Origin of the sequence: Streptomyces sp. JH14, from assembly GCF_029428675.1 — a bacterium.
In the GTDB taxonomy this organism is placed as follows: domain Bacteria; phylum Actinomycetota; class Actinomycetes; order Streptomycetales; family Streptomycetaceae; genus Streptomyces.
The window spans coordinates 1,139,093-1,157,962 of record NZ_JAJNEL010000001.1 but is presented as its reverse complement, the minus strand read 5'-3'; the positions used below and the strand labels follow the sequence as shown (position 1 = coordinate 1,157,962).

The 18,870-nt window shown below is 69.7% G+C and carries 16 protein-coding genes and 2 pseudogenes; 11 read left to right on the top strand and 7 right to left on the bottom strand.

All coding sequences use genetic code 11. The annotated features are described in order from the left end of the window. Positions 1 to 39 precede the first annotated feature (39 nt). The 3 genes from LRD69_RS05220 to LRD69_RS05210 all read left to right on the top strand — a co-directional run bounded on the left by LRD69_RS05220 (position 40) and on the right by LRD69_RS05210 (position 5,634). Positions 40 to 3,546, top strand: coding sequence for a DNA polymerase III subunit alpha (locus tag LRD69_RS05220; RefSeq protein ID WP_277325373.1), 3,507 nt, complete (start codon positions 40 to 42; stop codon positions 3,544 to 3,546). Continuing rightward, positions 3,543 to 4,550, top strand: coding sequence for a hypothetical protein (locus tag LRD69_RS05215; protein ID WP_277325372.1), 1,008 nt, complete (start codon positions 3,543 to 3,545; stop codon positions 4,548 to 4,550). Before LRD69_RS05220 ends, LRD69_RS05215 begins: the two co-directional genes overlap by 4 nt. A gap of 190 nt (positions 4,551 to 4,740) precedes the next feature. Then, entirely contained in the window at positions 4,741 to 5,634 is an 894-nt protein-coding gene (locus LRD69_RS05210; RefSeq protein WP_277325371.1) for an alpha/beta fold hydrolase, read from the top strand. Here the strand turns inward: LRD69_RS05210 and LRD69_RS05205 are convergent. Next, a complete protein-coding gene (locus LRD69_RS05205; protein ID WP_277325370.1) occupies positions 5,631 to 6,683 on the bottom strand; it encodes a lytic polysaccharide monooxygenase in 1,053 nt (350 codons plus the stop codon). The genes LRD69_RS05210 and LRD69_RS05205 overlap by 4 nt on opposite strands. A gap of 667 nt (positions 6,684 to 7,350) precedes the next feature. Here LRD69_RS05205 and LRD69_RS05200 point away from each other — a divergent pair. Next, positions 7,351 to 7,974 carry a hypothetical protein gene (locus tag LRD69_RS05200; RefSeq protein ID WP_277325369.1) on the top strand — a complete coding sequence of 208 codons (624 nt, stop codon included), beginning with the start codon at positions 7,351 to 7,353 and terminating at the stop codon, positions 7,972 to 7,974. A gap of 183 nt (positions 7,975 to 8,157) precedes the next feature. Here the strand turns inward: LRD69_RS05200 and LRD69_RS05195 are convergent, their stop codons facing one another. Beyond that, positions 8,158 to 8,664, bottom strand: coding sequence for a hypothetical protein (locus LRD69_RS05195; RefSeq protein WP_277325368.1), 507 nt, complete (start codon positions 8,662 to 8,664; stop codon positions 8,158 to 8,160). Positions 8,665 to 8,890: 226 nt separating this feature from the next. On the opposite strand from LRD69_RS05195, the gene LRD69_RS05190 reads away from it, so the two are divergent. The 3 genes and pseudogenes from LRD69_RS05190 to LRD69_RS05180 all read left to right on the top strand — a co-directional run. Next, a complete protein-coding gene (locus LRD69_RS05190) occupies positions 8,891 to 9,304 on the top strand; it encodes a DUF5959 family protein (RefSeq protein WP_277325367.1) in 414 nt (137 codons plus the stop codon). Between the two features lie 39 nt (positions 9,305 to 9,343). Beyond that, positions 9,344 to 10,098 (top strand): annotated as a pseudogene (locus LRD69_RS05185) (transposase). A 161-nt stretch (positions 10,099 to 10,259) separates the two neighbouring features. Further along, positions 10,260 to 10,775 (top strand): annotated as a pseudogene (locus LRD69_RS05180) (IS5 family transposase); the annotation flags it as partial. A 36-nt stretch (positions 10,776 to 10,811) separates the two neighbouring features. On the opposite strand, the gene LRD69_RS05175 reads toward LRD69_RS05180, so the two are convergent. Together LRD69_RS05175 and LRD69_RS05170 are read right to left on the bottom strand one after the other, a co-directional pair. Next, the gene (locus LRD69_RS05175) at positions 10,812 to 11,357 is read right to left on the bottom strand and encodes a hypothetical protein (RefSeq protein ID WP_277325366.1); all 546 of its coding nucleotides are present in this window, start codon (positions 11,355 to 11,357) and stop codon (positions 10,812 to 10,814) included. Between the two features lie 547 nt (positions 11,358 to 11,904). Continuing rightward, positions 11,905 to 12,201, bottom strand: a complete 297-nt coding sequence (locus LRD69_RS05170; RefSeq protein WP_277325365.1) for a hypothetical protein — start codon at positions 12,199 to 12,201, stop codon at positions 11,905 to 11,907. A gap of 342 nt (positions 12,202 to 12,543) precedes the next feature. Here LRD69_RS05170 and LRD69_RS05165 point away from each other — a divergent pair, with 342 nt between their 5' ends. After that, on the top strand, positions 12,544 to 13,023 hold the full coding sequence (locus LRD69_RS05165; protein ID WP_277325364.1) for a GNAT family N-acetyltransferase: 480 nt from the start codon (positions 12,544 to 12,546) through the stop codon (positions 13,021 to 13,023). Positions 13,024 to 13,058: 35 nt separating this feature from the next. Continuing rightward, the gene (locus LRD69_RS05160) at positions 13,059 to 14,537 is read left to right on the top strand and encodes a trifunctional class I SAM-dependent methyltransferase/NUDIX hydrolase/VOC family protein (RefSeq protein WP_277325363.1); all 1,479 of its coding nucleotides are present in this window, start codon (positions 13,059 to 13,061) and stop codon (positions 14,535 to 14,537) included. A 200-nt stretch (positions 14,538 to 14,737) separates the two neighbouring features. On the opposite strand, the gene LRD69_RS05155 is transcribed toward LRD69_RS05160, so the two are convergent. Together LRD69_RS05155 and LRD69_RS05150 are read right to left on the bottom strand one after the other, a co-directional pair. Further along, the gene (locus tag LRD69_RS05155; RefSeq protein WP_277325362.1) at positions 14,738 to 15,226 is read right to left on the bottom strand and encodes a DUF402 domain-containing protein; all 489 of its coding nucleotides are present in this window, start codon (positions 15,224 to 15,226) and stop codon (positions 14,738 to 14,740) included. After that, positions 15,207 to 16,127 carry a GNAT family N-acetyltransferase gene (locus LRD69_RS05150; RefSeq protein ID WP_277325361.1) on the bottom strand — a complete coding sequence of 307 codons (921 nt, stop codon included), beginning with the start codon at positions 16,125 to 16,127 and terminating at the stop codon, positions 15,207 to 15,209. Before LRD69_RS05150 ends, LRD69_RS05155 begins: the two co-directional genes overlap by 20 nt. 69 nt (positions 16,128 to 16,196) lie before the next feature. Here LRD69_RS05150 and LRD69_RS05145 point away from each other — a divergent pair, with 69 nt between their 5' ends. Further along, positions 16,197 to 16,571 (top strand): GntR family transcriptional regulator, encoded by a 375-nt coding sequence (locus tag LRD69_RS05145; RefSeq protein WP_277325360.1) that lies wholly within the window; start codon positions 16,197 to 16,199, stop codon positions 16,569 to 16,571. 124 nt (positions 16,572 to 16,695) lie between these two features. On the opposite strand, the gene LRD69_RS05140 is transcribed toward LRD69_RS05145, so the two are convergent. Then, positions 16,696 to 17,790 (bottom strand): DUF5925 domain-containing protein, encoded by a 1,095-nt coding sequence (locus LRD69_RS05140; RefSeq protein ID WP_277325359.1) that lies wholly within the window; start codon positions 17,788 to 17,790, stop codon positions 16,696 to 16,698. 260 nt (positions 17,791 to 18,050) lie between these two features. Here LRD69_RS05140 and LRD69_RS05135 point away from each other — a divergent pair, with 260 nt between their 5' ends. Beyond that, positions 18,051 to 18,860, top strand: a complete 810-nt coding sequence (locus tag LRD69_RS05135; RefSeq protein WP_277325358.1) for an SGNH/GDSL hydrolase family protein — start codon at positions 18,051 to 18,053, stop codon at positions 18,858 to 18,860. Positions 18,861 to 18,870: the final 10 nt, after the last annotated feature.

Genomic DNA, 18,870 nt, shown 5'->3' with positions numbered 1-18,870 from the left:
TGAGGGGGTGGTGAGTACGGATCGGTCCAGGAGGTGCGGGTGCCCGGGTTCACGCATCTGCACACCGTTTCCGGGTTCTCCCTGCGCTACGGGGCCTCGCACCCGGAACGGCTGGTGGAACGCGCCGCCGAGCAGGGGATGGATGCCCTCGCGCTGACGGACCGCGACACCCTCGCGGGCGCGGTCCGCTTCGCCAAGGCCTGTGGCAAGGCCGGGGTGCGGCCGCTCTTCGGGGTGGGGCTCGCGGTGGAGGCGGAGGGTGCGGAGCGTCCGCGGGGGAGCGGGCGTTCGCATCGGCTGCGGACCCCGGTCCGTGGTGGTGCCTTCATCGATGAATCGACTCCCCGGGTCACCTTCCTCGCCCGGGACGGCGCACGCGGCTGGGCGGAGCTGTGCCGACTCGTCACCGCCGCGCATGCCGTGACCGGCGAGCTGCGGACCGGTACCGGGCAGCCCCTGGTCGACCGGTCCGCGCTGCCCGCCGAAGGGCTCACCGTGCTGCTCGGTCCGGCCTCCGAGGTCGGCAGGGCGCTGGCCGCGGGCCGCCCCGACCGGGCGGCCGCGCTGCTCGCGTCCTGGCGGGAGATCTACGGCGACGACCTGCGCCTCGAAGCCGTCCATCACGGGCGTGAAGGCACCGGACCCGGGTCGCTGCGGCTCGCCGCCCGTACCGTCGGCTTCGCCGCCGAGCAGGGGGTTCGGGCCGTGCTGACCAACGCCGTCCGGTACGCCGACGCCGGGCAGGGGCCGGTCGCCGACGTGCTCGACGCGGCCCGCGGGCTCGTCCCCGTCGACCCGCGCCGCGCCCCGCTCGACAGCGGTGAGCGCTGGCTCAAGGGCGACCGCGCGATGCGGGAGACCGCCGAGCGGATCGCCTCCGCCGCCGGACTCGGCCGCGATGGCGGAGCGCGGCTGCTCGCGGAGACCCGGCGCACCGCCGACGCCTGCGTCGTCGAGCCCGAGCGCGACCTCGGCCTCGGTGCCGTCCACTTCCCCGAACCGCATCTCGTCGGCGCGAGCCGCCGCACCGCCCAGCGCGTGCTGGCCTCCCGCGCCGCCGCCGGCATGGTGCTGCGCGGCTACGACCGCAGGCGCGACTACTGGGAGCGGATGCACCACGAGCTGGACATCATCGACTACCACGGCTTCGCCACCTACTTCCTGACGGTCGCTCAAGTCGCCGATGATGTGCGTGAGATGAAGGTCAGGGTGGCTGCGCGTGGCTCCGGGGCCGGCTCCCTGGTCAACCACCTGCTGGGCATCGCCCACGCCGACCCCGTCGAGCACGGACTGCTGATGGAGCGCTTCCTCTCCAAGCGCCGCTTCGTGCTGCCCGACATCGACATCGACGTCGAGTCCGCCCGCCGCCTCGACGTCTACCGCGCGATCATCGGACGCTTCGGCACCGAGCGGGTGGCGACGGTCGCCATGCCCGAGACCTACCGGGTGCGCCACGCCATCCGGGACGTCGGCGCCGCGCTGTCCATGAACCCCGCCGAGACCGACCGGCTCGCCAAGGCATTCCCGCACATCCGGGCCCGTGACGCCCGCGCCGCCATGGAAGAACTGCCCGAACTGCGCGAGGTGGCACAGGAGAAGGAGAAGTACGGAAGGCTCTGGGAGCTGGTGGAGGCGCTGGACGCCCTGCCGCGCGGCATCGCCATGCACCCGTGCGGGGTGCTCCTCTCGGACGCCTCGCTGCTGCGCCGTACGCCCGTCGTGCCCACCAGCGGCGAGGGCTTTCCGATGGCGCAGTTCGACAAGGAGGACGTGGAGGATCTCGGGCTGCTCAAGCTCGATGTGCTGGGTGTACGGATGCAGTCGGCGATGGCGCACGCGGTCATGGAGGTGAAACGGGCCTCGGGTCAGGAGGTGGACCTGGACGCCGTGCCGCCCGGCGACCCGGAGACGTACCGCCTGATCAGGTCCGCCGAGACGCTGGGCTGCTTCCAGATCGAGTCGCCCGGTCAGCGCGATCTGGTCGGCAGGCTGCAGCCCGCCACCTTCCACGATCTGGTGGTCGACATCTCGCTGTTCCGGCCGGGGCCGGTCGCCGCCGACATGGTGCGGCCGTTCATCGAGGCCCGGCACGGCCGGGCGCCCGTCCGTTACCCTCACCCCGACCTGGAGGGACCGCTGCGCGAGACGTACGGGGTGGTCGTCTTCCATGAGCAGATCATCGAGATGGTCCACATCATGACCGGCTGCGGCCGGGACGAGGCCGACCGGGTGCGGCGCGGGCTCTCCGACCCCGAACTGCAGGGCCGGATCAAGGCGGAGTTCGTCCAGCGGGCTGTGCGGAAGGGGTACACCGCCGAAGTCGTCGGCCGCGCCTGGGAAATCATCGAGGCGTTCGGCTCGTACGGTTTCTGCAAGGCGCACGCGGTCGCCTTCGCCGTACCGACGTACCAGTCGGCGTGGCTCAAGGCGCACCACCCGGCGGCCTTCTACGCGGGGCTGCTCACGCACGACCCGGGGATGTATCCGAAGCGGCTGCTGCTCGCGGACGCGCGCCGGCGCGGTGTGCCCGTGCTGCCGCTGGATGTGAACCGGTCGGCGGCAGTCCATCGAATCGAACTGGTGTCCGGTAAGGGGGAGGATTCCGGAGTGTGGGGGCTGCGGCTGGCGCTCTCGGACGTCCACGGCATCAGTGAGGCCGAGGTCGCCCGGATCGAGGCCGGACAGCCCTACACCTCGCTGCTGGACTTCTGGCAGCGGGCCCGGCCGGGCAAACCGGCTGCCGAACGGCTGGCCCAGGTCGGTGCGTTGGACGCCTTCGGCGCGAACCGCCGTGATCTGCTGCTGCATCTGACCGAACTCCACCGCGCCCAGCGGGGAACCGGGACGAGGTCCGGATCCGGTGGTGCACAACTCCCGCTCGGCGAGGGGCAGAAGACCGGTTCCCTCGGTCTGCCCGACCTCAACGACGCGGAACGCCTCAGTGCCGAGCTGGGTGTGCTGAGCATGGATGTCTCCCGTCATCTGATGGGCGATCACCACGCGTTCCTGAAGGAGCTCGGCGCGGTCCCGGCCAAGCGGCTGCGGGAGGCGCGGCACGGCGAGACCGTGCTGGTCGCGGGCGCCAAGGCGGCCACCCAGACTCCGCCGATCCGGTCCGGCCGCCGGGTCATCTTCACCACCCTGGACGACGGTACGGGCCTGGTCGACCTGGCCTTCTTCGACGACAGCCACGCCGCCTGCGCGCACACCGTCTTCCACTCCTGGCTGCTGCTGGTACGCGGTGTGGTGCAGCGGCGCGGACCGCAGAGCCTCAGCGTGGTCGGCGAGGCCGCCTGGAACCTGGCGGAACTGGCCGAGCTGCGGAGCACCGGCGGACTCGACGCGGTCTCCGCCCGGCTGGCCGAGGTCCCGGCGGAGAGCGCCGCGCAGGAGGAGTCCCCGGACGGCCGGGCGGCCGACAACGGCCGCCGTATCCACCTGCCGACCGGGTACGAGATGAACCCCTGGTCCGACCTCCAGCCGCCCGGTGAAGGGGTCCCCACCGGAAGGAAGCTGTGGCACCAGTCCCCGGGGAGCGCGGGATGAGCGATACGCATGAGGAGCCGGGGATCCTGTACCTGCGGTTCCGCAAGGCCGGCGGCGGCCTGCCGGACAGTGCCGGTTACACCGGGCTGCTCGCTCTCCTCGGTGCGTTCACCCCGGTCGCCGAGGCGGCTCCGCCGGACGGGGCGCTCGCCGATGTGCGCGGTGCGCTGCGCTACTTCGGACGGGACGTTGCGGGGCTGGCGGCGGTGATCCGGGTCCGTGCGCTCGCCCTGCACGGGGTGGACTGCGCGATCGGGGCCGCCGAGAACCCGATGCTGGCCCGCATGGCGGCGCGGCAGGCCGCACCCGGGACGACTTTCGTGGTGCCCCGTGGCGGGGGCGCCGCCTTCCTCGCGGCGAAACCGGTCACCGCACTGGACGGTGTCGGGGCGGCGACCGCCCGTACCCTGTGCGGATACGGGCTGGACTCCGTCGGCCGGATCGCGGCGGCGCCGCTCGCCACCCTGCAGCGGATCACCGGTGTACGGGCCGGGCGCGAACTGTGGGAGCGGGCGCAGGGTATCGACCGTACGGTGGTCGTACCGAACGCCGCCGCCCGGTCGGTCGCCGCCGAGCGGTCCTTCCCGCGCGACGAGCTGGACCCGGAACGGCAGCGCCGCGCACTCATGTCGCTCACCGAGGAGCTGGGGGCCCGGATGCGCGGGGACGGGCAGGTGTGCCGGGCGCTCGCGGTCTCCGTGCGCTACGCCGACCGGACCGGCTACGCGACGCTGACCCGCAGCCGTACGCTCCGCGAGCCCACCGCCCACTCCGCGGCGCTCATCGAACTCGCGTACCGGATCCATGATTCGTTCGGGCTGCAGCGGGCCCGGGTACGGGGGATTGGGCTGCGCGCCGAAGGGCTGACGGACCGCGGACGTGCCGCACATCAGCTGACGTTCGACCCGGTGGACGAGCGGGCGCGGCGGATCGAGGCGGTGGCGGACCGACTGCGGGACAGGTTCGGTCCGCAGGCCGTGGTGCCGGGCCGGCTCGCTGCCTGACCTGCCGTCATGCGCGACGGCGGGGATCTTGTGTGATGCTGCGTCAGTTTTTACCGACGCGTAACTTCCCTCGCCACCTTACTCGCGCGTAATTTGGCATGAGCACATGAAACGTCGGTACAGAACTTGTGGTCCGGGCCGCAGGGTGCATGGACATCGCAACTCCCTTGAGCCGCAAGGAGACCACACGATGCTGCCCCGGACACGTGCGCCGCGCACCCCACGTGCGTGGAGAACCCTCGCCGCACTGCTCCTCGCCGTCGCAGCGTTCGCCACCCCCACGGCGACCGCCACCGCAGCCACCCCCACCGCCGCCACAGCCCCCTCCCGTGGCTGGAACGACTACTCCTGCAAACCCTCCGCCGCCCACCCCCGCCCCGTCGTCCTGGTCCACGGAACCTTCGGGAACTCGGTCGACAACTGGCTCGTCCTCGCCCCGTACCTGGTCGGCCGGGGCTACTGCGTCTACTCGCTCGACTACGGGCAGCTGCCGGGTGTGCCGTTCTTCAACGGCCTCGGTCCGATCGACGCATCGGCCGGTCAGCTCGCCACCTTCGTCGACCAGGTGCTCGCCGCCACCGGAGCGCCCAAGGCCGACATCGTCGGCCACTCCCAGGGCGGCATGATGCCCAACTACTACCTGAAGTTCCTCGGTGGCGCCGCCAAGGTGAACGCCCTGGTCGGGCTCGCGCCCGACAATCACGGCACCACCCTCCTCGGTCTGACGAACCTGCTGCCGTACTTCCCGGGCGCCGGGGACCTGCTGAACGCCCACACACCCGGCCTCGCGGACCAGATCGCCGGATCCCCGTTCATCACCAAGCTCAACGCGGGCGGCGACACCGTGCCCGGGGTGCGGTACACGGTCATCGCGACCAGGTACGACGAGGTCGTGACCCCGTACCGCACGCAGTACCTGAACGGGCCGAACGTACGCAACGTCCTGCTCCAGGACCTGTGCCCGGTCGACCTGTCCGAGCACGTGGCGATCGGGACTGTCGACCTGATCGCCTACCACGAGGTGGCGAACGCCCTGGACCCGGCGCACGCCACCCCGACCACCTGCGCCTCGGTCCTCGGCTAGGAGGCTGCTCGGCGTCCGCGCCGGGCCGGGCCGCCGGTCCGGCGACGGACCGAGGCGAACAGTGCGGCCGCGCCCATGGCGAGCGCGGCCGCACCGCCCATCGCCAGGTACCGAGTACTGCCGTCGCCACCCGTCTCGGCGAGGCTTTCGCCCGCCGGGGCCGGGGCCGGGGCGGTGGCGCTGTCCGGCTCGGGCGCGTTCGCCTCCGGTGTACCGGCTGCGGACCCGGCGGCCGGAGCCGCCGCGGTGACCTCGGCGCCCGTCGCGGCGTCGTCGTCACCGTGGCCGCCGTGCTCCACGGACGACTTGTCCGCACCTTCGGCGATCTCCTGCTCGGACGGGGCGGACGCGGTCGGGGCCGGCGTCGCACCGGCCGAACCGCCGTCGCCTGCACCGCTGTCCGTACCCCCGAAGACCACATCGGAGCAGGCGTAGAACGCCTCGGGGGAGTCCGAACGCTGCCAGATCGTGTAGATCAGCTGCCGTCCCGTACGCTCCGGCACGGTACCGCCGAACACGTACGAACCGTTCTCCAGCTTCGGCTCGGTGGCCGTGGCGAAGGGCTTCGCCTCCAGGTCCGACCACTTCAGGGGCTGCGTCGGGTCGTAGCCGGCCTTGGTGAGGTAGAGCTCGAAGGAGCCCTTGTGCGGCGCGGTGGCCCGGAAGCGGAACGTGTGCGCGCCCGCCGCCATCGTCGTCGACGGCCAGTCGGCGCGCGGCAGGTCGAGCCCCTTGAACTTGTCGTTGCCCGCACTACACAGCTTGCCGTCCGGGATCAACTGCCGGTGATTCCCAGCGGCGTTGGCGATGTTGATCCCGTTCCAGTCGTACAGCGCCTGCGTCCCGCCCGCCGCGACCGCAGCCGCACATGCCGCCGACTTCGGCTGCTCCGGCCCTTCCGCGTAGCAGGCGGAGACCCGGCTGACGGGATCCGTCAGCGAGCCGTGTGCGGCCGCCGGAACCGCGGAGAGACCGGTCAGCGCGAGCGGCGTCACGCCGAGCGCGACGATCGAGGCGGTCCTGCGGCGGGCGGTCCAGATCACGGTCATGGTGGCGTCTCTCCTTAGGCGGTCCCGGTCGGGGTAGGGAGAAGCTAGCCGCTCATCGGCCCCGAAAAGGCTGCAGGAAGGGGCATATGGCGATCGTTATGGGCCGCTTAAGGAGCGGCTAAGAAGGGCCTCAGGGAAGTCCATCAGCGGGCCCCTGCCAGCAGCCTCGATGCTGCACCGACTGTCCGTGGTCGTCCGGGTGAGACCGCCTGATGCCGTGCTGGATGGCTCCCGATTTGGCTCTCAGGAGCCACCCAGCGGCCCAGACTCCCCTGAGAACCAGACCAGACTCCGCCAGAGGCTGGAGCGTCGGGCATCAGGCCAAAGGTTCGCGGCTGCTTCTTGTTGCGCAGGAACTTACGCGAATGCCAGGCGGCCTCGGAGAATACGAGCTGAGGGTGCAATGACCAGCGGTCTCACGGCAGTTCATGGTCGTCGTTGGCCAGTGTGGGCCGACCTCAGACGGCCCACAGACGGCCCGGTACAGGTGCGCGAGTCGTTGGGCGAGCAGCTTTACAGAGGGCCCCATGGTACGTCTGAGCTGCGGTCTCTCCGTTGGTGGATGCACTCGGCGCACACCTGGGGAAGACGTAGCCCGAGAGGCCGCACGCTCGGCTAGCCAGAAATTCCGTCGCCCGCCTAACGACGGCGGAGAACAATGCCGGGCATGGGGACAGACATTCACGGCTTCATCGAGTGCCGCTGGGATCGCTGGCTGGACGAGGACGATCGCGCATGGAACCAGGTCATCGACCTCTCGCATCTCTATAACGGGCGCGACTACGTTGCCTTCGGGTCCCTGTTCGGTGTCCGCGACACCACCTCATTCCGCGCACTTGCCGATCATCGAGGCTTCCCTCATGACGTGTCGAAAGAGGTGCTCGCTGACTTCGAGCCCTGGAGTGATGAGCTGCACGGCGAGTCCTGGATCTCCTGGGCGGAGCTGGCAGCCGCCGACTGGGACGAGGTCGCAAACGAGGTCGATGGCTGTGTTCACGAGTACCGCCGAAGCTCTGACGGCAGCTGGAAGATGCACGGACGGAACTCCGGCCTCACCCGCTTTGCCGAACTCTCCGGCCTCACCGATGCCCGACAGCTCTACTGCGCAGGCAGCGTCTATCCCGAGAACACCGAGTGGCCAGACGGCGACCGACTCTTCCGCATCGGCCGCCTACAGCGAAAGGACGCCGTGCCCGACAGCGAATGGGGTGCCGTCTGGTCCGTCATGCGCACGCTGGCAAACCTGCACGGCGACGAGGGAGTCCGCTTGGTCGTCTGGTTCGACGGCTGACTCCATCCTGCATTGGCCCTCGACCAGTGCACGCCGGCGTTATGCCAGCCGTTGACGTCAGCGAGAGCCACATATGACCCCTCTCACCTGTTGTTTCTCCTATGCCAGGCCCCCTGGGGCCAACCTGAGGGATGGGCTGATGCCCAGAGGCGTCCGGCAGATGAGGCTCACTCTGGTCTGGGATCAGGTGCGTAGAAGCCGCATGGCCATGATGGATCCATCGGGCCGAATGGAGACGGGACCCCACCCCTTCGCCGTGTGACTGACAGGCCACTGAGCACGCAGGGCGTGTGTGCCGGCTCGGTAGTCGTTCACTCGCCCATGGTGGAGAAGTGCGTAGAGGTTCTCTGCGAGCCCGGAGAACGCCTCGACACGATTGCCATTGAGGCGGAACACGTGATCGGTGCCCACGAAGTCGATCCCGTGGATGTGATGCTGCGCGTCGCGCACGCTGCCTGTGCCTGCCTGTTTGTCGTGGCGAAAGTGGCGTTTCCCCTGCTCGTTGGTCAGGTACTGAGCAGTCGGCTTTCCGCCGCCTGTGAACGCCATGAGCGTGGCCGCTTCCGCCCGGGCCAGCACGATGCTGAACCAGTTGAAAGACTCCGGCCGCACCTGGAAACCGGGGACGGTCCGCTCGTTGTTCCGTTCATGAACCACGTTGACGTCGGCTGGTTCGTTGCGGTCCTCCAAGACGAGATCCAGGTCCGCGCGCGGTTGTCCCGGATATGGGTCAAGGACCGTCTCGGCGGGCGCCTCCAGTACGTGAACGGCGAGGCTCTCCTTGGCAGGTATCTCAGTACCTGCTAAGGGCTGTCCCGTATCTCTGAGTGGCCCTGTGTGAGGGGCCGACATCGTTGTGAACCGGGGTGCGAGAGGATCCAAGCGTCTTGTCCGCTCACTCGTCTATGAGGTGGTCGTGATCGACGATGCACACGCCCTGGAGCTCTTCCGGTTCGCTGACCGCGTGCAGAGCGTGACCCTCCGGGTCGCATGTGATGCACCGATGGTGGCAGGGGAAGAGAGGTACTACGCGGCCGAGATCGTGCTGGAGAGCGACTTCGTCAACGGCACTGTCGGACTGCACATTTCAGGCGAGGATCTGGATGAATGGGGTCGTTGTCTCGATGCCCTTGAGGCGGAGGAGGGAGTCGAGTGGCCAGCCGGCGGTCGTAGTGCGTGGCTGTCTGTGGTTCCCGAGGATCCGCTGGAGGTGACTGTGCACGACTCGCCATCGACGCAGATTGCAGTGCAGGTTCCCGTGGACGTGGCGACCGGGTGGCTGGATGAGAACCGGCTGCGGCTTGAGCACGTACGCAAGGCGATCGAGTAGAGACGACCTGATGATCTGACGCGGTGAGATGATCTTGTGGTGTCTGGTGTGATCACGGCGTCGGAGTCGTCCTGGATAGCCCCGTCACGGGGCTGAGCCCGCGTGTCTTCGGCAAGTTGGTGACTGCGCTGCGCCGCGAGGGTGTGGATCCCGTCCGCAAGGGCCCCCGTGGTCTCTTCCGCTGGCAGACCGGGTGCTGCTTGTCGCGGCTTACTGGCGCACGAACCTGACCCTGCGCCAGCTCGTTCCGCTCTTCGTCCACGGCCGACCGCATCATCGATGACCTCGGCCCGTCACTCGTGCTGCAGCCCCGCAAGCGATTCCGTAAGGACACCGTGCTCATCGTGGACGGCACCCTGGTGCCCACCCGCGACCACACCATCGCCGAACCGTCCAAGAACTATCGGTACTCCACCAATCACCAGGTCGTCATCGACGCCGAGACGCGGCTCGTCGTGCTGGTCGGTCGGCCTCTGCCCGGCAACCGCAACGACTGCAAGGCGCGGGAGGAGTCCGGCGCGAAGGCCGCCGTCGGCACGACCGTGACGATCGCCGACGGCGGCTATCCGGGCACCGGGCTCGTGATGCCCCACCGACGCCGCAAAGGCGAAGAGCTGCCCGACTGGAAGCAGGCCCACAACAAGTCCCACAAGCAGGTCCGCGCCCGCATCGAGCACGTTTTCGCCCGCATGAAGACCTGGAAGATCCTTCGCGACTGCCGCCTCGGGGGCGACGCCGTCCACCACGCCATGCTTGGAATCGCCCGGATGTACAGCCTCAACCTCGCCGGATAGACGAGCGATCGGATTGGTCACCGACCACGTCCGTACGACTCAGAGATCATTTACGGGGCAGGTCTTAGGGAAACTCCGTTGCTTCTGGGCGCCACCACCTTCAGGGCCGCGTGCGGACTGGCTTCAATGACGCTCTTCGGAGTTACGACCGAGGTGACGTTGAACTGGACTGGTCGCGGTGCGCTATCGACTCCGTCAGCGTCCGGGCGGCAAAAGGGGGGCTTCTGACGAGACCGAATCCGATCGACCGAGGCAAGTTGGGATCGAAAATCCATCTGGTCACCGAACGGAACAGCCTGCCGCTGTCCCTGGGGATCTCCGGCGCCAACATGCACAACAGCCAGGGACTGGAACCGCTCGTCCGCGGAATCCCGCCCATCCGTTCCCGTCGCGGCCCGCGCCGCAGGCGACCGGCGAAGCTGCATGCGGACAAGGGCTACGACTACAACTACCTGCGGCGATGGCTCCGTTCACGTGACATACGCCACCGCATCGCCCGCAGGGGAGTCGAGTCCTCCACCCGGCTCGGCCGCCACCGATGGGTCGTCGAACGAACCGTGTCTTGGCTGGCCGGCTGCCGACGCCTGCACCGCCGCTACGAACGCAAGCCCGAGCATTTCCTTGCCTTCGTTGGCATAGCGGCCCTGCGCATCTGCTTCCGTCGGCTGACCTTCTGAGCCTGGGAATTTGGGCAGGGTGGCGATCCTGATCCGTCAAAGACCCGACGGGCTGGCGGAGAGCCAGTGGGCATGCCGATCGCGGGTCCGATCCCGTTCCTCAGGCGTGGTGAGGAAGACGTCGGCGCCCCCGTCGTAGGGGTAGTGAATGCGTCTCATCTGAGTGTCGGTGACGAAGATTCCCGCCACCTTGTCGTCAGCGACGTTACGGAGCAGTTCGTCGAGGCAGCCATGTCGCCAGGGTCGGCGGGCGGCGAAAAGATGGCAGTAGGTGCGAAACTCCGGGTCAGGGTCGTCTTCCACCAACAGGCTCTGCCAGTAGCGAGCGTCAGGTTGGAACGGTGGAACCTCGGATTCGGTCGTCCAGACCGGTGTGATCACGTACACGTCCCCACCGGCAAACAACTCATCGAGGACTGTGTTGTACCGCCTCAGGACGACGGCGTACTCGCTCTCGTCCGTTGCGTATCGCTTCGACTCCGGCAGGCTGTGGAAGCGCACCCAGACATCCCGGTACGGGTCGCGAAGCTTGTACCCAACCGGCGGGCAGTCGGGCCAACGCCGCTGCCACAGGTCGGTCAAGACCGTCTGTACGCCTCCAGACACCTGCCGTACTCGTCCTCTCGGGCATGAGCTCCTGTCGACGACCATGATGCCCGGCACTCACCCACCAAGAGAGACGACTTCTTAAGGAGCGGCTAAGAAGGGCCTCAGAGAAGTCCATCAGCGGGCCCCTGCCAGCAGCCTCGATGCTGCACCGACTGTCCGTGGTCGTCCGGGTGAGACCGCCTGATGCCGTGCTGGATGGCTCCCGATCCGGTTCCCCGGAGCCACTCGAGCTTGCGGATGATCATCGGGCATTTCTCACGACCTGCCTTCCGATGAAGGTCCCTCCCGATGGCGACAGACGTGGTCCGGGCCTTGGCCCGAGTGACTCGGTGGGGACTGGACCCGTGGCGCCGTCAGCTCCGCCGGCCGGTGGCGGGGCGTTCTCCTCGACGTACCTGGAGCAGGAGGAGCGAGAGGCGTACGGGGCCGAGTACCTCGCCGGTCGCGTCGTCCCCTCCGCCGCCGGCACGAACCGGCCGGTGCGGGTGGCGCCCGGTAGTACGTCTGTGGGCCCCGAGTCTCAACCAGTGGTCAGGGAGCGCCACTTGTCCACATGGATCAAAGGCGTCGCCTCGATCGCCCGGAAACGTCCCGGTGTGCGGAAGGTGATCACCAACTCACCCGGCCCGTCACCGTCGCGCACTCCGGCGATCTCCGATCGAGAGATGCGCCAGCCACTGGCCCCGGCCTTGAGGTCCGAGTTCGACTTGAAGTGGACGTGGTCGTCGCAGACCTCCGCGACACCGGGAATGTCCTGGCGGGCTCCAGATGCTTCAAGTGCGGTCGCGTCGGCCATCAGAGCCCGCCCGGAGTTCACCGCATCGACGATCCGCTCAATCCGAGCGTTCGCCTTGCGACTGCACCACCAACTGCGAACTCCCACCCGGTTCCCCGTCCCTTGCCCACTGGATTCGTCCAAAGTGTGCACGGTCAGGGTGATCAGGCACCACGCGGGGTCGCTTGGCCACACGCCACCGGGGCCGCCTCACCGCGGCCCCGGACCGGGCGGCCGCAGTCTGCGGCTCGGGCGGTGCACACAGGCGCGCACCAGGCACGGCGCCGTCCCGTGCGCGCCGGCGCCGGTCAAGGAAGGTCCTCGTCGAACGGGTACGAGGGACCCGCTCAGGGGGCCGGGGCGGGTTCCTCGTAGCGTGCGTCCATGACTGCTGACACGTCCGACGAGATCCGCGTCGCCACCCCGGCCGACGTCCCCGCTGTGCGAGCCGTCACCGACGCCGCGTACCGGCACTACATCGAGCGCATCGGCGTCGTCCCCGCACCCATGCGGGCGGACCATGCGGCGGATGTCGCGGCGGGGCGGGTGTACGTGACAGGGGATCCGGATGTCGTCGGCGTCCTGGTCCTCGTTCCGCACGAGGACCACTTGTTCCTGGAGTCCATCGCCGTCCGCCCGGACGCCGCCGGCCGAGGAGTCGGCCGGCGGCTGCTCGCCTTCGTCGACGCACACGCCGAAAGCCTCGGCCTCCCCGAGGTCCGGCTCTACACGAATGCCCTGATGTGGGAGAACCGGAAGATCTATCCGCGTTACGGATACGAGCTGGTGGAGCGGCGTGTGGAAGGCGAGTACGACCGGTTCCACTACCGCAAGCGGCTGACCGGCCACCGGCTGTCCGGCTGATCGACTGTGTCACTGGTGGCTGCGAGGATCGACGCATGACGACGATCGACTGGGACTCCGCCGCCGACTCCTTCGACGACGAGCCCGACCACGGACTGCTCGATCCGGCGGTCCGGCACGCGTGGGCGCAGCGGTTGGAGAACTGGCTGCCCGGCGCACGCTCCGACGTTCTCGACCTGGGCTGCGGCACCGGAAGTCTGGCCCTGCTCGTCACCGGGCAGGGGCACCGGGTCACCGGCGTCGACCGGTCGCCGCGCATGGTCGAGCAGGCGCGCGCCAAGCTCGCCGGGACGGGCGCCGAGGTGCTCGTCGGAGACGCGGCGCGACCGCCGGTCGGGAAGCAGCAGTTCGACGTGATCATGGTCCGCCATGTGGTGTGGCTGCTGCCCGACCCGTCGGCGGCCCTGCGCCTCTGGTTCGGACTGCTGCGCCCCGGCGGGCGGCTGCTGCTGATCGAAGGCGTGTGGGGCGGGGTGGGGCTCTCCGCCGAGCAACTGACCGGGCTGCTCGCCCCGTTCACCGAGCGCATCCACCACGAGCGGCTCTCCGACGACCCGAACCTGTGGGGCAGACAGGTCGACGACGACCGCTACGCGCTGGTGGCCCGCGCCGAACCGCCGCACCGGCACACCGAGGTCGTCGATGTGCATCTGATCCTCCGGCGCGGCCCCGACGTCCTGCTCGCCCGCCGTGCGGGCACGGGGTACGCGGACGGGCTGTACAACGGGCCGTCCGGGCACGTGGAGGACGGCGAGGACGTCCGCGAGGCGATGATCCGCGAGGCCGCCGAGGAGATCGGCGTCGAACTGGAGCCGGACGAGCTGCGGGTCGCGCTGGTCATGCAGCACCGCGGTCCCGGCGGCGCCCCGCGGACCGGCTGGTTCTTCGAGGCGGAGTACGATCCGGCCCGCCCGCCGTACAACCGTGAACCGGAGAAGTGCTCCGGACTCGCGTGGTTCCCGCTGGACTCCCTGCCCGACGACATCGTCGCGTACTGCCGTGCTGGGCTCGACGGATACCGGGCGGGGGAGCGTTTCCTGATCCACTGGCACGAGGACGGCGACACCGTGGCGTACCAGCCGCACGGCATCCGCCGCGCGGTGCCGCTGCCGTCCGCCGGGGACCGTACCGGCGGGGTGCACCACATCGAGCTGTGGGTGCCCGATCTCGCGGCGGCCGAGGCGGGGTGGGGCTGGCTGCTCGGTGAGCTGGGCCATGTGCCGTACCAGAACTGGGGGCGCGGCCGCAGCTGGCGGCGCGGCGACAGCTATCTGGTGATCGAGCAGTCCGCCGATCTGGCCCCGGGGCCGCACGACCGGCTCCGCCCGGGCCTGAACCACCTGGCGTTCCACGTCGGGGACCGGGCCACGCTGGACGCGCTGGTGGCGCGGGCCCCGGACCACGGCTGGCGGCTGCTGTTCCCGGACCGTCATCCGTACGCGGGCGGTGAGGGGCACTGCGCGGCATATCTGGAGGACGCGGCGGGATACGAGGTGGAGCTGGTGGTGCGTTAGCGCGAGCTGCCGTCGCCGGGCGGGCCCGACGGTGCCAGGCCGTGTCTGACACATCCCGCCTGGCGCGCGGCGCCCGGCACGCGCACTCGCGGCGTTGTCGGAGTCATCCAAGTACGTCCGGTACGAGGATGATCCTCCGCCTTGCGATTGCACGCACCGGACGCCGCGCGCCCCGCCCTGCGGGCGGACGACGGGATGTGTCAGACACGGCCCAGCAGCCCCGCGAGTTGGCCCGCCAGGGCCAGACGTTCCAGCTCGTCCAGCGCGCGGCGGGCCGCGTCGGCCGCCGCCGGATCGCGACCGGCCAGGCCGCTCTCCTCGAACTCGTCCTCGTCCAGCCGCAGTACGGAGGAACCGTCCGCCGACACCCACAGATCGAGATCCAGGTCCTCGACGAGCAGTTGTCCGTCGCGCAGTACGGCGGGCCGGGTGATGTCGCAGTACCAGCCCTTCAGCGTCCCCGCACCGGTACGGACCTCCTTCACCGCGAACCACCGGTTGCGCCAGTAGTGCTCGGTGAAGACATCGCCCGGCTCGAACCGTACGAAGCCGAAGTCGCGCACGCCCGGAGCGGCCCACGGGGCCGTCACCGTCACCCGGGTGCCGTCGTCGCGCACGACGTCCGCCGGATATCTGATCTTCGTCCTGCCCGCCTTGACCAGCGCCACCTCAACCGAGCGCGCGGACATGCCGTACCTCCGTGGCGCAGATCTCGTAGCCGAACCAGGTGTTGATCGCCAGCATCGGACCGTTGTCCGTGTCATTGCCGGTGTACGCGTCCGTGTAGCCGGCCGTGCGGGCCCGGTGCAGCGAGTCGCTCTTGGCGAGCTTCGCCAGGCCCCGGTTGCGGTATGCCCTGCGGGTGCCCGTCATCCCCGACCAGTAGCGGGTCAGGCCGTCGGTGTTCGCCGCGCTGAACGCAGCGACCTCGCCGTCCACCACCGCGACCGAGGTGAGCTCCCGGTCCAGACCGGGGTGGTTCCAGGTGTGCTGCAGCCAGTCCTCGTAGTCCGTGAGCTCGGCCGGGGTGTCGCTCGGCTCGTCCGCCGTGGCCTCGGCGTCCGCTTCGAACAGCGGCCGCGGGTCGTCGGCGAAGTCGGCGGCCGTACGCAGTTCCACACCGGCCGGAGGGTCCTGACGGGACGGCAGGGTGCCGTGCGCCAGGTCGAGGTGGAGGAAGTGCGCCGAGCGGCTCGGTGTGTAGCCGCGCTTCTCGGCGAAGGCCCGGTTGGCCGGTTCGTCGAGCACCCAGGTGTAGACGGCGACGGCCCCCACCGATGCCAGATGCTCCTCGGCGGTGCGCAGCAGCAGCGAGCCGGCGCCGCGGCCCGTCCGGCCGGGGAGCGTGTACGGGTTGCAGAAGCCCTGGCCGGGCTCCGGGCTCTCATGGGCGACACCGACCTGTGCGGTGCCGATGATCTCCCCGTCCTCCTCTGCGACCAGCAGCCGGTACCGCCTGCCGGGGTGGGCGTTGGCCAGCTCGAAGCCGACCTGTTCGGGCGTCGTCACCATGTAGGGAAGAGCGGCCCGCCGCACCCGTACCCAGTCCTCGGCATCGGCGGGCAGAAAGTCGCGAACGATGACAGTCATGCGCCGGACGGTACGTGGAGTTCCGGCCCGGTCGCCTCCGAATTTCCGGTGGTGGGGGAGAATCGGGGCGTGACCTTGAAGATCTCGCTTGATCCGGACGCCGGTACCGCCCCGTACGAGCAACTGCGTACGCAGATCTCCGAACTGGCCCGCTCCGGCGAACTGCCCGTCGGCCACCGACTTCCGACCGTGCGCGGCTTCGCCGAGGAGCTCGGCCTGGCTGCGAACACCGTCGCCAAGGCGTACCGGGCGCTGGAGGCGGACGGGGTGATCGAGACCCGCGGGCGCAACGGCACGTTCATCGCCGCCGCGGGCGATGCGGCGGACCGCAAGGCGGCTGCGGCCGCGCGGGAGTATGCGGAGCTGGCGGTACGGCTGGGGTTGTCCCGGGCGCGGGCGGCCTCGCTGGTGGAGGATGCGGTGCGGGTGGCGTACGAGGGGTGACACGAGGGGACCGCGGCCGCCGAGTGGCCGTTCCGCCCCCCATCTCCTCATGGCCTCAAGGGCAGGGATGGCCCCCTCGACGGGTCCGATGTCGCCGCCGCCGGCGGGACCCGCGCGCGGGGGCTCAGAGGTACAGGCCCGCGTCCGCTCCCGTGTCCTGCTTCGGGACCGATGCGGGGCCGGTGCCCCGTCGCAGTGCGTACAGTTCGGCCAGCGTCGTGCCGTCCCGGCCGAGCCCCTCCTCCGTGCCCAGCCAGGCGGCCGCCTCCTGCCGGGTCAGTGAGCCGACCTCGATACGGGCCAGGCAACGGCCGGGTCTGACCACCGCGGGGTGGAGCCGTTCCAGGTCCTCGTTGGTCGTCACGCCCACCAGCACATTGCGGCCCTGGCCCAGCAGCCCGTCGGTGAGGTTCAGCAGCCGGGACAGTGCCTGGCCCGCCGTGTGCTTGGCCTCGCCGCGGATCAGCTCGTCGCAGTCCTCCAGGAGCAGCAGCCGCCACCGGCCCTTGGCCGTGCCGTCGTCCTCGCCGATCGCGATGTCCATCAGATAGCCGACGTCGTTGAAGAGCCGTTCCGGATCGAGTACGCAGTCGACCTGGCACCAGTCGCGCCAGGACCGCGCCAGTGTGCGCAGCGCCGATGTCTTGCCGGTGCCGGGCGGGCCGTGCAGCAGGAGCAGCCGGCCCGCGATGTCGTCCGGGGTCACCTTCATCAGCCGGTCCATCGCATCGGCCACCGGCGCCGTGTAGTTGTTGCGTACCTCGTCCCATGTGCCTGCGGCGATCTGCCGGGTGGTGCGGTGCGGGCCGCGGCGCGGGGAGACGTACCAGAAGCCCATCGTCACGTTCTCGGGCTGCGGTTCCGGTTCGTCCTGGGCGCCGTCGGTCGCCTGGTCGAGGACCTTCTGCGCCAGCTCGGGGCTGGTCGCCGTGACGGTCACGTCGGCGCCCCGGTTCCACCGGGAGATGAGGAGCGTCCAGCCGTCGCCCTCGGCGAGCGTGGCGCTGCGGTCGTCGTCGCGGGCGGCGCGCAGCACCGTGGCGGCCGGAGGCAGCAGCGTCGCCCCGGACTTCACCCGGTCGAGGGAGGAACTGTGCGAGTACGGCTGCTCGCCCGTCGCGAAGCGGCCGAGGAACAGCGCGTCGACGACGTCGGACGGGGAGTCGCTGTCGTCGACGGTGAGCCGGATCGGCAGAGCGGCCTCAGGGTTGGCAGACATGCGCCCATGATCCGGCACAGGGGCACCGGGCGCACCCAGGTTTCGCCACCTTCCGTCGGCCGGGCCGAACGCCGTTGTTCAGCCGGCGGTGCGCGCGCTGCGCGCAGATGGACCGGATACCGGATGTCGAACTGACGTGTCCTCAGGAGCCTTCGGGGACACGTCATTCGACGGACTTGGCATGGACACTTCCGGAGTGGGGGTGTGACTGCTACCACTGAGTAGGCAGAGATCCTGCTGGTCGGTCCAAGGGAGGTTCCATGAAAATGTCCAGACTTGTGGCGTTCTCGTCCTCGCTCCTGCTCGGTGCCGTACTCGCTCTGACCGGGGCAGCCACCGCGAACGCCGCCTCGTCCGTCCTGGCCGTCGACTACGTGGCCCTCGGTGACTCGTACTCCTCGGGGGTCGGTTCCGGCAGCTACGACAGTGCAAGCGGTGACTGCAAGCGCAGCACCAAGGCCTACCCGGTCCTCTGGAAGAACGCCAACGCGCCCGCCTCGTTCGCCTTCACCGCCTGCTCGGGCGCGGTCACCGGCGATGTGACCGCCGGACAGCTCGGGCCGCTCAACTCCTCGACCGACCTCGTCTCCATATCCATCGGCGGCAACGACGCGGGATTCGCCGATGTCATGACCACCTGTGTGCTCCAGTCGGAGTCCACCTGCCTCAGCCGGATCGCGACCGCCCGCAGCTACGTCGACACCACCCTGCCCGGCAAGCTCGACTCGGTGTACACCGCGATAAGGAACAAGGCGCCGGCCGCCCATGTCGTCGTCCTCGGCTACCCCCGTTTCTACAAGCTCGGCGGCAGCTGCCTCGCCGGTCTGAGCGAGACCGAACGCTCCGCCATCAACAGCGCCTCCGACTACCTCAACGCAGCAACCGCCAAGCGTGCGGCCGACCACGGCTTCACGTTCGCCGACGTCGCAGGACGGTTCACCGGGCACGAGATCTGCTCGGGAAGCGCGTGGCTGCACAGCGTCAACTGGCTCAACCTCGGTGAGTCGTACCACCCCACGGCCGCCGGACAGTCGGGCGGCTACCTGCCCGCCCTCAGTTCGGCCGCCTGACCGGGCGCAC